A 12,096-nucleotide genomic window follows, 5' to 3' on the forward strand; every position below is an offset into this window, starting at 1 on the left:
CTAGCCCAGGTGGCGCACGATGTGCGGCCCGATCACATTGGCCACGCCCAGCGGCAGGCGCTTCCACAGGGCGATGAAGGCGCGGTACTTGGGGTTCATCGGGTTGTTCTGCGGCACGCTGTCGCGCTTGTACAGACGGTATTCGTAGGACAGCGGCTGCGGCTCGAAACCCCAGTTCTTCTTGAAGCTGTAGGGCCCGGTGCCGATCTTGCTGCGGCCGTAGTCGAACACCTTGCAGCCGCGTTCGCAGGCGCGGCGCATCAGCTCCCAGTACTTGAAATCATTGGCGGCGAGCTCGCGCGCAGCGAGGTCGTCGCCGGCGTAGTACGGCAGCACTTCGTCACGGAAGTAAAAGCTCAGCACGCTGGACAGCGTGCGGCCCCCAGGGTCGGTGACGGTGAGCACTTCGCAATCGTCGCCAAAGGCCTCCTTCAGGCGCTGGAAGAATTTCTTCGGCAGCGCGGGCGTGCCGTGGCGCAGCACGTTGTCGGCATAGAGCGCGAAGAAGCGATCGACGTTCGGGTCGATATGGCTGACGAGCTCGTTCTTGATGCCCTTGCGCACCATGGCGCGCTGCTTGCGCGGGATGGCGAGCATGTTGGCTTCGGGCTCGGGCAGGATCGCCTTGCGGAAGGTGACGTACAGCTCCTGCCGCGGCCAGTCTGCATGGCGGGCCTGGAGGTTGCGATATTCCAGGTGCTGCACGCCAAGCTGACGGGCCAGGCTGTCGGCCTCGGCCTCGAGCAGGGCAAGCGCCTCCTCGCCGGCATCGGCGGCGGCGGCGATGCCGCCATACACGCAGAACGGCAGTGATGTCAGCGCATGGCCGAAAAGCCGGCTCTTGACCTCGGCCAGCGGCAGCACGGCGATGATGTGGCCGTCGCGCTCAGCAAAGAGGAAGTAGGTACGGTGACGAAACACCGTGCGCACGATCTCCTGCCAGGCGGAGAGGTGAAAGAAGGTGGCCTGCGGGCAGGCACGCACGAAAGCATCCCAGCGCGCGGCATGTTCAGGCGAAAGCAGCTTGACCTTGATAGGCATTCAATACACCAGGCGCGATGCGCGCTCAGGCTGCGTCGCGGAAGACCTCGTCCGCGCGCCCCCAGGAAAAATCGGCCAGCAGGCGCTCGAGGCGCGCAGCGGTACGATCGAGATTGACGTAATGACGGAAGCGCGTCCTGGCGCTGGCCTCGTGCACCCGTGGCTGCTCGGGGTCGATCTCCCACGGGTGGAAGTAGAAGATCGCCGGGCGCCGGTCGTCGGCATTGACGCGTGCGATCTGCCAGCGCGACAGCGCATAGGGCAGGAGACGGAAGAAGCCGCCACCGCCCGCCGGCCAATTGCGCCCCAGCATGTTCAGGGTGGTGATCGGCACTTCGATCAGCCCATTGGCCAGGCGCCACGGAAACCGCGGCGCATCCGGAATGCCGTAGTGGTCGTGCTTGACCGGATACACGCTGGAACTATAGACATAGCCGGCGTCGGCGATGCAATCGTGTGCCCACGGGTTGGCGGTGCTGATGGAGAAGCTGGGGGCACGGTAGCCGGTGACTCCCTGGCCCGTGATGTCCTCGAGCACCGCCTTGGCCAGCTTGATGTCGGCAGTAAAGGCCTGCGGCGTCATCGCGCAGGCGCGCTCGTGGCCATAGCCGTGGCTGGCGACCTCATGACCGTTGTCGGCAATGCGACGTACCAGATCAGGATAACGCTCGGCGATCCAGCCCAGGGTGAAGAAGGTGCCCTGCGCCCCATGGCCATCGAGCAGCTCGAGGATGCGATCGACGTTGCGCTCGATACGACAAGGCACGCTGTCCCACTGCCCGCGCGGGAAATGCGGCGCCAGCGCGGAGACCTGGAAGTAGTCTTCCACGTCGCAGGTGAAGGCGTTGGTGATGGGTGTCTTCATGTCGCTGCCGAGGCGGCGGGCGCTGCAGGCAGAGCGGAGGAGGGAACTGAGGCGCCACCCTCATGGGCAGCGAGCCAGCCATGCAGGTGCGCGGCAATCCGTTCGGCGGTATGCCCATCCCAGTATTCGGGAATGCGTCCGGCCTTGCCGCCAGTGGCCAGGATGCTGCGCGCGGCCGCGATGATGGCCGCCGGATCGATGCCGACCAGGGTGTTGGTGCCCTGCTCCACGGTGATCGGACGCTCGGTATTTTCGCGGATAGTCACGCACGGCACGCCGAGCGCGGTGGTCTCTTCCTGGATGCCGCCAGAGTCGGTCAGCACCAGCTTCGCACCCGACATCAGGCCCAGCATTTCCAGATAGCCTTGCGGCGGCAGGATGAGGAACCCGGGACCATCAAGGCGGCCGAGCATGCCGAAGCGCTCGAGATTGTTGCGCGTGCGCGGATGCAGGGCGACGATCAGCGGCAGGCTCTGACTGACATCGCGCAGCGCGTCGATGATCGGACCGAGGGTGTCGGCATGATCGACGTTGGACGGGCGATGCAAGGTGACGACGCCGTATCCGTCAGCGATGCGCGCGGCGTCCAGGCCGGCGGCGGCGAGCAGCTCGGCAGCGGGCACCGCCTTGGGCAGGCTGGCGCGCAGGCTGTCGATCATGACGTTGCCGACAAACACGGCACGCTCGGCGGGAATGCCCTCGCGCGCGAGGTTGTCGTGCGCGCTACGCTCGGTGGTGTACAGCAGGTCGGAGAGCTGATCGGTGAGAATGCGGTTGATCTCTTCGGGCATGCGTCGGTCATTGCTGCGCAGGCCGGACTCGACATGCAGCACCGGGATGTGGCGCTTGCTCGCGACCAGCGCGCAGGCCAGCGTGGAGTTCACATCGCCCACCACCAGCACCGCACGCGCGCCATGCTGGTCGATGACGGGCTCGAAGCGCTTCATCACTTCGGCGGTCTGCACCGCATGCGAACCTGAGCCCACCGCCAGATTGACATCCGGCTCGGGCAGGTCGAGATCGGCAAACAGGCGGTCTTTCATCGCCGGGTCGTAATGCTGGCCGGTGTGCACCAGCAAGGTCGGTATGGGCGGCTGATGGGCGGCGAAGGCGCGGATGATGGGCGCCACCTTCATGTAGTTGGGGCGCGCGCCGACGATGCAGATCACCGGTGCGCAGGGGCTGGCGCTCATCATGTTCTCTCTTCTGGCGGTGGGTCGCGACGCACCGCATTGAGCAATTGATTGAGGACGTCAAGGGTGGCCGCGACCGAATGTTCCAAGCCGCTGAGCCTGGCCTCGATACGCTGCATGTCCAGGTTGGCGCTCAGGCTCGCCACCTGTCCGGCGAGCTCGGGCGAGACCTGCAGTCGCTCGAGGGCAAGCGTGTCGAGCGCCAGGCCGGCGGAGTGCTGGGGCGCAGCCTTGCCCTGGACACGGGGGGCGCCGGTGGAGGTGAACTCTTCCTGCAATTCGTCGATCACTTCACGCACATCCGCTTCGCTGATGCTGTGGCGATCGGCCAGATAGGCGCCCAGCAAGAGGCGGTCGCACAAGGTGTTGATGCGCCGCGGGATGCCGCCGGTGTAGCTGTAGATGACGGAAAAAGCGCCGTCCACGAAAATCGGATCCTGATTCCAGCCTACATGACTCAGGCGGTGCTCGATGTAGGCACGGGTTTCCTGCGAATCGAGCGGACCGAGGTGGTAGGACGCAATCACGCGCTGGCGCAGCTGCTGCATGTCGCCGCTTTGCATGATGTCGCGGAACTCGGGCTGGCCAACGAGGAAGCTCTGCAGCAAGGCGTGGTCTTCAAGCTGGAAGTTCGACAGCATGCGCAGCTCTTCGACCGCTGCCGGGGTCAGATTCTGCGCTTCGTCCACGATCAGCAGCGCGCGCTTGCCTGACGCCGCAACCGAGACCAGGAAGGTCTCCAGCGCGAGCAGCAAGCCCGCCTTGTCGAGGTTGCGGCCAGGCACACCAAAAGCCGCTGCCACCATGCGCAAAATGTCGCTGGCGTCGATCTGGGTGCTGACGAGGTTGGCCGCCACGACCCGGTTTGAGTCGAGTTGTTCGAGCAGGCTGCGGACGATGGTGGTCTTGCCCGCGCCGATCTCGCCGGTAATGACGATGAAGCCTTCGCTCTGATGCAGGCCGTACTCCAGATAGGCCATCGCGCGCTTGTGGCCGCGACTGCCGTAGAAGAAGGACGGATCCGGGTTGAGCTGGAAAGGCTTGCCGGTGAGCTTGAAAAATGAGTCGTACATCAGGGCTCCGGTCAGAAGCTCATGCCGAGCGTGGCGGAGACGGAGTTTTCCTTGCGCTCACTTTCGTCAGCCTTGTAGCCGTTGCCGTCGGTGCGCTGATGGCGATAAATGAGCGCTCCGGTGGTTTTCGGCCCAAGGCTGGAGCTGAGGCCGACCTGGAAAGCGCTGCGCTCGGTGTCGGAGCTTTCCGCGCCACGCCCATCGGAGGTGGAGCGCATCACCGAGGCATTGAGCGAGGCGCGCGGCGTCAGACGATGACTGTAGGACAAGGTGACGGAATCGGTGGCGATGTCGTCGAAGTTGCGGAAATCGTCTTCGGCAGACAGGTCCGTGGCATTACCCAGACGCGAACGATCGGAGCGGTTGAAGGTGAGTGAGACGATACCGCGTCGCAACTCGTGGTTGATGCCGGCGCTCATCGAGCGGCTGACGAAATAGGCGTTGGTGAGCACATCTCCGCGCAACTGGCGGACGAACAGCAGCGCCAGATCACTGGCCAGGGTCGGGCTGATCCCCGGATTGTCGCGCACAATGCCTTCGTAGATCGATTGGTAGAACGGGTCGTTGAAGCCGCCGCCCGCGATCAGGTCGAGCGAGGACTCGATATCGCGCGAGAACGAGCCAAACACGGTCGTACGCGCAATACGATGCTGCACACTGAGGTCGTAGCCATTGCCGAACACGCGCTTCTCGACCGTAGCCGCAACCGCGGTACGCTCGCTGGGGTTCCAGTCGAAACCAGCGCCGGTGATGGTGTTGCTTTCCGTACCGGAAGCGCCGTAGTCATTTTTTTCGTGGCCGACGATGCCGCGCAGGCGCAATTCCGGGGTGACCTTGGCATAAAGCGTGGCGCGGGCGATCTCCTGATCTTGCGAGCCCTGCCTGGAGCTGCCACTGCTGCCACCGCTGGTGCCGCCGCTTTGACGGTTGTAGGCCAGTCCAAGCCCGAAGATGCCGGTGATCCGGGTGTTGGTGATGTCGGCGGACCACTGATCCTTGTCCTGATCCGCAAGCTGGCTACTGCCGGCATTCGACCACCGTCGCTCGTAGCGCAAAGCGCCTTCGGTATTGTCGCCAATGCGGAACTGGAAGCGCGGAGAAAGGGTGAACACCCGCATTTGATTGCTCGCATCGACATCCAGGGAGTCGCCAGTCGGGCGCGTGGAGAAAGCCGACTGGTTGTTGCGACTGATCCAGGCATCGGCGTCGATGAACAACATGTCCTCGACCGCCTCGAACTGGCCGCTGCCATTGAGCGAAAGATACGTGGTGTTGTTGTCGGTGTTGCTCGCATACATCAGGTTGCGAAAATTGGCGCTCAGATTGCCGCTCAGCCGACCGCTGTCACGATACACGGAGACTCCGGGCGACACCTCGAGGATCCAGTCCGATCCCCCATCACCCACCGCCCCGCCACCGAAGCCTCCGCTGCCGCTCGAACCGGCGTTGTCGGTCCAGGTCAGACTGGTGTCCAGACGGGGCGTGACGATCGAAGTCTGGGCCAGCGCGCCCCCCGCCACCAGCGCAAGCAGGCTTGCCAGACTCAGTGCGGGCAGCAGGTCGCGTCCGCGCCTGTCCTCAAGCCGCTTCGGGGCGAACATCCTCACCATATCCATAGCCATATCCGTAGTAGGAGCCAGGGCCGCGCTCACGCGATTTGTTGAGCACCATGAGCTTCACCGGACAATTCTCGATCGTCGCCAGCGCCTGGCGCACGGTGGAGTGCGTGGTGCGCTCGGCCTCCACCACCATCACGATCTGCCCCATGTGAGTGGCGAGCACGCGTGACTCGGTGGTGACCAGCAGCGGAGGCGAATCGAAAATGATGATCCGGTCCGGATAGCGATTGGACATCTGCTCAAGCAGTTGCGTCATCGCCTCGGAAGCCAGCAGCTCGGTGGCGCGCGCATGCGGCATGCCCGCGGGGAGAAGGGTCAGCTTCTCGATGTTGGTGCGCAGCAGCACGTCACTGAGGTCGGTCACATCTCCTGCCAGCGCATCCATCAACCCACGCTCGGGCGGCAGGCCGAGTTGGTTCAGCACCGAGGGCCGCGACACGTCGGCATCGACGAGCAGCACCGTGTAGTCCAGCTCCATCGCCATGCTGATGGCGAGGTTGATGGCGCAGAAAGTCTTGCCTTCGCTCGGCAAGGCGCTGCTGACCATGATCAGGTTGCCGTCATCGATCTGCGCCGGGCCGACCGCGGTGGCATTGCGCAGCAAGGGACGCTTGATGACGCGATACTCCTCGGCGATTGCGCTGCGCGGACGGTCAGGCGTGACCATGCCGACCTTGGCCAGATGGGCGAGATCGATCTGCGCAGTACGCGACATCACCGCGTGCGCGGCGTGTGCATCCCGTCTGGGCACGAAGGAGGACTGCGACTCGGCCTCGACACTATGCGCACGCACTGGATCCGCAGACTTGGGTGCAGGCGCAGCAGGCTCAGGCACCGTGGGCTGTTCGCCCGCAGCCTGCTTCAGCATATCCAGACGTTGGGCCGCTTTTTCGATAAGACTCATCGTCGTTTTCCCTTCAAGCCTGGATGAATTTCAGTGCAACGGTCGCCGCGACGAAGGCCCCGGCGTAAGCCACCAGCCCGCTGGAGAAGGCCAGCAGACCACGCCGCCGGGCGCGGGTGCGCGCCGAGGTATGCAGCATCGACACCGTCCCCAGCACCGGCAAGCCAGTCACCTCACGCAGCGTGCGCGGATCACTGAAGGCCGGGCGCAACTGGCTGATGAGGAAGGTCAGGGCAAAGCCCGCCGCCAGGCCAACCAGCCCGGCCAGCGGCAGCAACAACAGGCGATTGGGGGCGGACGGCTTGTTGGGCAGCGTCGGCGGATCGATGACACGGAAGTCAGCGATACCGGCCTGTGCGCTCATGTCGGCACCGATATTGGCAGACTCGCGGCGCTCGAGCAGGCGCTCGTAGTTGCTCTTGTGCACCGCGTAGTCGCGGTTGAGCTGTGCCATCTCGGCCTCGATCTCCGGAATGCGCTTGGCCGAGGCTTGCAGCTGCTCGAGCCGTGCTTCGTATTCGCCCACTCGCGCCCGCAAGGACGCGACCCGACCCTCAGCCTCGGCCAGGGCGAGCTGGAGCTGCTGCGCGGCGCCGTTATCGCCGAAGCCCATCATCGGCGCAGCCACACCCGATTGGCGCATCTGCTCGATCTGCTCAAGCTTCTGCGCTTCCAGATCGGCAATCACACGGCGCGCACCCGCCACATCCGGATGTTGCTCCGTATAGCGTTGCAGCATGTCATCAAGGTTGCGCTTGAGGGTATCGAGGCGAGCATCGATCTCGGGCGTGGCCATCATGGGCGGCGGAGCGAGCGTCTCCTCTTCGTCCTTGCTTCCGATCAGCTGATCCTTCATCGCCTCACGTGAGTTTTCTGCCTCACGCAGCTCAAGCCTTGCCTGCTGAAGCTGTTCATTCATCGCCCCGATCTGGCTGATGTAGTCCCCCGTACCCGAACCCAGCAAGGCCATGTTGCGCAGGCGGAAGTCCTTCAGCCTGTTCTCGGCCTCATTGAGTTTTTGCTCGTAGCCGATGATCTGCTCTTCGATGAAGCGACGCGCAGCGTCGGTATCCTGACGTTTGCCCCCAAGACCGGACTCGACGAAGAGCGACATCAAGGATTGCACGACGCGCTGCGCCTGCTCGGGCCGGGTGTCGGCGTAGGACAGGCTGAACAGATTGGTGCCACGCTCAGCCCCGATGCGCAGGTCGCTCATCAGGCTGTTGATGAGGCGCTCGCGCTCCTCCGGCGTACGCACGGAGAGATCGAGGTCGGCCATGGTGATGAGCTTCTCGACGTTGGGCCGGCTGATCAGCGTACGACTGAGCATCGCCACCTGCTGGCCGACGTTGGGCTGAATGGCGAGCCCGCTCATCAACGGGCGCAGCACCGAATCGGTATCCACGTAGATGCGCGCCTTCGATTCGTAAGTGTCGGGCATGGTGTAGATCACCACGCCGCCGACAATGCCGACCACCCAGGCAAGCGCGAGCCCCCACCATCGGTATCTCCACATGCCGCGGAGATAGCCGATAATCTGCGTTACGAGTTCTTCCATGAATCAGTTTCGCCCAGCCCGATGCCTGCCAACGCCCTGCGAAGGGCGCGAGCACGCCGGTAGTTGAATTAAAAGCGGGCCTTTAGAACCAGCTTTGCGGAATGATGAGCACGTCGCCCGGACGCATCTCGACATTGGCCGACACGTCGCCGCGCTTGATGAGGTCACGAATGCGCACGCTGTACTGCTTGTTGCCTTCGGTGGTGCGCAGGATGGTGGCGCCATTGCCATCGGCAAAGTCCGTGATGCCGCCGACCGCAATCATGACGTCGAGCAGCGTCATCTTCTGCTTATACTGCAACACCTGCGGATTTGCAGCCTCGCCCACGACGCGGATCTGCTCGCTGTAGGGGCCGACGAAACCGGTGACGATGACGGTCACGACAGGGTCGCGGATGTACTTGGACAGCGCTTTCTCGATGTCACGCGCGAGCGTGCTCGAATCCTTGCCCAGGGCCGGAAGGTCCTCGACCAGCGGAGTGGTGATCTTGCCGTCCGGGCGGACCGGCACGGACAGCGACAACTCGGCGTTGCGCCACACCACGATGTTGACGTTATCACCCGGTCCGATCACGTAGTTATACTCAGAGTCGGCAGCAGCCACCGGTGCCGGAGGGTAAGAAGTGGCACAGGCAGAAAGAAGCGCCCCTGCAAGCAACATGAGCGCGAAGCTCAAGAACTTGCTGCAGATACTCGAAGTTTTTTGCATCATGTTCCGACTCCCCCAGGATTCATAGCCGTCTATGATACGACGACAAGCCTCAGCGAAATGCTACGAAGCTGTGTAATATGACTCTAGGAACAAATGCACACAATCGCTCATATCGTCTTGTGTGCTCGCTCGTTACAGTCGCGGGGTTTTGCCACGATAGAAGCTCTCGCACAGCGCTGCGCTGACGTCCGCCAAGGGCACAACCGAACGAAAGCGAAGGATCGCCTCAATCATGGACGCTTTTTCACAGCGCCAAACTGCCTATATGGCGACAAACTCAGACCGCACTCGCGCATGGCTTCCCGGTAGCTCGGGACGCAACCGGGGCCTGCCGGACAAGCAACGCAGCGCGACGGGAGCTGTGCGCTTGAATCCTGATTTCAAGCTCATGCGTAACGGCTATGAAATCCGGATCGCCAATGGCCTTGAGGCGCTCAAACGCAACACCGCCCGCCTCATCGAGCGCATGTATTCGTCGCGCGGCCTCTTCCCTTACGGCCAGGGAGAGAGCCTGGACGAACGCAACATCACGGTGGTGGCGTGCAAGGGCGACTGTGCGGTAGCGACTTTGACCTTGTGTCTTGATGTTGGCGCAGGTCTGCTAGCTGACACACTCTATCGCGACGAGATCAATGCCGCACGTATAGCCGGCAGCCGAGTGTGCGAAATCACACGCTTGGCGATGGATCCTGAGCACAGCTCGCATGAAACCCTGGCGGGAATGATGCAGGTTCTTTACGTTCTTGCACGCCTCACCCATCAGGTCACAGACGTGTTCATCGAGGTGCACCCGCGCCACGCCGGCTTTTACCGCCGCCTCCTCGGGTATAACGTGGCGGGTCCGGAGCGAATCTGCCCACGGGTGGGTGCTCCGGCCGTGTTGATGCATCTGTGCCAGCACCAGCTCGACACGCTGATCGACAAGCACGCCGGCAGATCCGATGATGATTCGCGCAGCTTCTACCGTCTGTTCCCGCCGCGCAGCGAGCTCGAAGACATCCAGCGCTCGCTGACGAACGTCTGACCCGAGTCAGAACCAGCGCCGAACCTCCAGATAGACACGATCCCGGTCGTCGAAGCGACCGAACAGGCCTGCGTCCGGGCCATGAAACACATCCACCCCGGCGACTGCCCGCCACTCGGGCGCAAACTTCCAGCTCGCCTTGGGGCGCAGCATGTAGTCACTGCGATTCAAGCTGGTGGCGGCCATGAGCTCAAGCTCGACATCACTGCCGATTTCGCGCACGAGCTGCAGCGTCATGCCGCGCTCTTCACGATCCACGCCCATCAGCCTGTCGTGGTCATCGAGCCAGCGCGCAAAGTACTGCAGGTTCAGGCGCCATACATCCTTGAGCGGAATATCGACGCCAAACGCGTAGTCGATCATGTCGGTCTCCTGCAGACCCAGCATGCCGCCCTGGAAGGTATTGAGGCTGCGTCCATGAGTGTGCACTGCCTCGCCCTTGAGCACGAAACGACCCATATCCTTGCTGAAGGTGGCACCGAACTGGCCAATACGCTCATGCGTCAGCTCCAGGCCTGAGCTGACCGGGTCGACGCCGAGTGTGGGCGAGATGTCGTTGCTGCGGTAATAGAAGGCACTGGTGTCCCAGCCCGCGATCAGCTTGGACACACGCAGGCCCCAGTTGCTGTTCGACAGGCGGGTTGAAGGCTCACGTTCGCTCACCGGCGTCCCCGCCACCAACCGCGGATAGGGGTAGAAGTCCGACCCCGGCTTGCCGATATCGTCATAGCTCGGACTCGGCACCCACACCATCTCGAAGTGCGTATCGCCCGCGAAGTACTCGGCACGCGCCGCCCACTGCCCGATGCGGATGGTTTCGAGCTCGGGCAGCACGAAATCGCGCATATCGCGCGCCGAAACCACGTCGGCGAAGAAGAAGCCGACCATTTCACCCCAGATGATGTGCTGGCGACCGAAGCGGAACTCCCAGTCGCCCGCCCCCACATCCACCCAAGCCTCACGCACGATGGCATCGCGTCGCCGATCATTGCGCACGGCAGACGGGTAGTAGGCATCCTCGAGATCGAAAGCGCCATCGGCATCGCCGCGTGCCGACAGCTTCCAGCGCGAACGCGTACCCAGCTTGCCCGTTGCCGAGAGCTCGAGGCGCGCGCGCAGACGCGACCAGCGCTCGTCCTCTGCATACGTGTAGGCGCCCCCCAGTTCACCATAGCCGGAGAACTTGATAGCGCTCCCACCCTCAGCGGCGGGCTCGAGCTCGAACAGCGCATCAAGGTCGGCGTCCTCACCCCCATCGTCGGCCGCGAACACGGGCAACGCACAGGACGTGCACAAGAGCGCCAGCACGGCGCGTCGAATCATGGACATTGAGACTCCCTACACTTCAGGATCGACATCGCCCTTGGGACGACGATCATTGACGAACACCCACTGATCGCCCGAACGCATGCCGAGCGCGGTGATCTCACCATCCGCGATGCGCACAAGGCGATCGGCCATGTTCATGACCTTGCGATCGTGGGTGGAAAAAACAAAAGTGGTGCCCGAGTGGCGGTTGATCTGCCGCATCAGCTTGAGAATGCTCGACCCCGTCTTGCTGTCGAGGTTGGCCGTGGGCTCATCAGCGAGCACGATCTTGGCGTTGGTGACGAGCGCGCGCGCGATGGCGACACGTTGACGCTGGCCACCGGACAGCTGATTGGGGCGATGGGTCGCGTACTTGCTCAGACCCACGACCTCAAGATAGTGCTTGACGCGCTCGTGCCGCTGCGCCTTCGTCAACTCCCTGAACTGCAACAGCGGGTATTCGACATTTTCTTCGGCAGACAGCACGGGCAGCAGGTTGAAGGACTGGAAAATGAAACCGATGGTGCGCGAGCGCAGCTCGGCGAGTTGATCGGGAGTGCGCCCCGACACATCGTGGCCATCGACAACAACCTGGCCGGAAGTAGGCGTATCGATGCATCCGATGATGTTGAGCAGTGTAGACTTGCCGCTACCCGACGGTCCGGCAATGGCCAGGAACACCCCGGGCTCGATTGCCAGCGACACAGCGGTCAGGGCTCTGACGTCCTGATCCCCCAGGCGGTAGTGCTTGCTGACGTTTTCGACCCGGACGATGGCCATCTGTACGGTCACGATGTTA

General features: G+C 63.2%; 11 protein-coding genes. 1 reads left to right on the forward strand and 10 read right to left on the reverse strand.

The window, feature by feature from the left end:
* The 8 genes from M622_RS28690 to M622_RS28725 form a co-directional block, all read right to left on the reverse strand.
* Positions 1-1,041 carry a FemAB family XrtA/PEP-CTERM system-associated protein gene (locus M622_RS28690; RefSeq protein WP_021249081.1) on the reverse strand — a complete coding sequence of 347 codons (1,041 nt, stop codon included), beginning with the start codon at positions 1,039-1,041 and terminating at the stop codon, positions 1-3.
* 25 nt (positions 1,042-1,066) lie between these two features.
* On the reverse strand, positions 1,067-1,906 hold the full coding sequence (locus M622_RS28695; RefSeq protein WP_021249082.1) for an XrtA system polysaccharide deacetylase: 840 nt from the start codon (positions 1,904-1,906) through the stop codon (positions 1,067-1,069).
* The gene (gene wecB, locus M622_RS28700) at positions 1,903-3,102 is read right to left on the reverse strand and encodes a non-hydrolyzing UDP-N-acetylglucosamine 2-epimerase (RefSeq protein ID WP_021249083.1); all 1,200 of its coding nucleotides are present in this window, start codon (positions 3,100-3,102) and stop codon (positions 1,903-1,905) included. Before wecB ends, M622_RS28695 begins: the two co-directional genes overlap by 4 nt.
* Complete coding sequence (locus M622_RS28705; RefSeq protein ID WP_021249084.1) at positions 3,099-4,172, reverse strand: XrtA/PEP-CTERM system-associated ATPase; 1,074 nt, start codon at positions 4,170-4,172, stop codon at positions 3,099-3,101. Before M622_RS28705 ends, wecB begins: the two co-directional genes overlap by 4 nt.
* A gap of 11 nt (positions 4,173-4,183) precedes the next feature.
* Positions 4,184-5,773 carry a TIGR03016 family PEP-CTERM system-associated outer membrane protein gene (locus M622_RS28710; RefSeq protein WP_021249085.1) on the reverse strand — a complete coding sequence of 530 codons (1,590 nt, stop codon included), beginning with the start codon at positions 5,771-5,773 and terminating at the stop codon, positions 4,184-4,186.
* Positions 5,751-6,695 carry an XrtA-associated tyrosine autokinase gene (locus M622_RS28715; RefSeq protein ID WP_021249086.1) on the reverse strand — a complete coding sequence of 315 codons (945 nt, stop codon included), beginning with the start codon at positions 6,693-6,695 and terminating at the stop codon, positions 5,751-5,753. The genes M622_RS28710 and M622_RS28715 overlap by 23 nt, the downstream gene beginning before the upstream one ends.
* Positions 6,696-6,708: 13 nt before the next feature.
* A complete protein-coding gene (locus M622_RS28720; protein WP_021249087.1) occupies positions 6,709-8,253 on the reverse strand; it encodes an XrtA system polysaccharide chain length determinant in 1,545 nt (514 codons plus the stop codon).
* A gap of 82 nt (positions 8,254-8,335) precedes the next feature.
* Positions 8,336-8,914: an XrtA/PEP-CTERM system exopolysaccharide export protein gene (locus tag M622_RS28725; RefSeq protein WP_040830699.1), complete on the reverse strand. Its 579-nt coding sequence runs from the start codon at positions 8,912-8,914 to the stop codon at positions 8,336-8,338.
* A 412-nt stretch (positions 8,915-9,326) separates the two neighbouring features.
* On the opposite strand from M622_RS28725, the gene M622_RS0120170 reads away from it, so the two are divergent.
* Positions 9,327-9,989 carry an N-acyl amino acid synthase FeeM domain-containing protein gene (locus tag M622_RS0120170; RefSeq protein WP_021249089.1) on the forward strand — a complete coding sequence of 221 codons (663 nt, stop codon included), beginning with the start codon at positions 9,327-9,329 and terminating at the stop codon, positions 9,987-9,989.
* 6 nt (positions 9,990-9,995) lie between these two features.
* Here M622_RS0120170 and M622_RS28730 read toward each other — a convergent pair whose 3' ends face one another.
* Positions 9,996-11,318, reverse strand: coding sequence for a DUF1302 family protein (locus tag M622_RS28730; RefSeq protein WP_021249090.1), 1,323 nt, complete (start codon positions 11,316-11,318; stop codon positions 9,996-9,998).
* Between the two features lie 9 nt (positions 11,319-11,327).
* Complete coding sequence (locus tag M622_RS28735; protein WP_031346732.1) at positions 11,328-12,077, reverse strand: ABC transporter ATP-binding protein; 750 nt, start codon at positions 12,075-12,077, stop codon at positions 11,328-11,330.
* Positions 12,078-12,096 lie beyond the last annotated feature (19 nt).

This window comes from Thauera terpenica 58Eu (genome assembly GCF_000443165.1).
In the GTDB taxonomy this organism is placed as follows: domain Bacteria; phylum Pseudomonadota; class Gammaproteobacteria; order Burkholderiales; family Rhodocyclaceae; genus Thauera; species Thauera terpenica.

Coding starts and splice junctions, on each gene's coding strand:
- M622_RS28690 (WP_021249081.1), bottom strand. CDS start 1,041: ATGCCTATCAAGGTCAAGCTGCTTTCGCCTGAACATGCCGCGCGCTGG.
- M622_RS28695 (WP_021249082.1), bottom strand. CDS start 1,906: ATGAAGACACCCATCACCAACGCCTTCACCTGCGACGTGGAAGACTAC.
- wecB (WP_021249083.1), bottom strand. CDS start 3,102: ATGATGAGCGCCAGCCCCTGCGCACCGGTGATCTGCATCGTCGGCGCG.
- M622_RS28705 (WP_021249084.1), bottom strand. CDS start 4,172: ATGTACGACTCATTTTTCAAGCTCACCGGCAAGCCTTTCCAGCTCAAC.
- M622_RS28710 (WP_021249085.1), bottom strand. CDS start 5,773: ATGTTCGCCCCGAAGCGGCTTGAGGACAGGCGCGGACGCGACCTGCTG.
- M622_RS28715 (WP_021249086.1), bottom strand. CDS start 6,695: ATGAGTCTTATCGAAAAAGCGGCCCAACGTCTGGATATGCTGAAGCAG.
- M622_RS28720 (WP_021249087.1), bottom strand. CDS start 8,253: ATGGAAGAACTCGTAACGCAGATTATCGGCTATCTCCGCGGCATGTGG.
- M622_RS28725 (WP_040830699.1), bottom strand. CDS start 8,914: ATGTTGCTTGCAGGGGCGCTTCTTTCTGCCTGTGCCACTTCTTACCCT.
- M622_RS28730 (WP_021249090.1), bottom strand. CDS start 11,318: ATGTCCATGATTCGACGCGCCGTGCTGGCGCTCTTGTGCACGTCCTGT.
- M622_RS28735 (WP_031346732.1), bottom strand. CDS start 12,077: ATGGCCATCGTCCGGGTCGAAAACGTCAGCAAGCACTACCGCCTGGGG.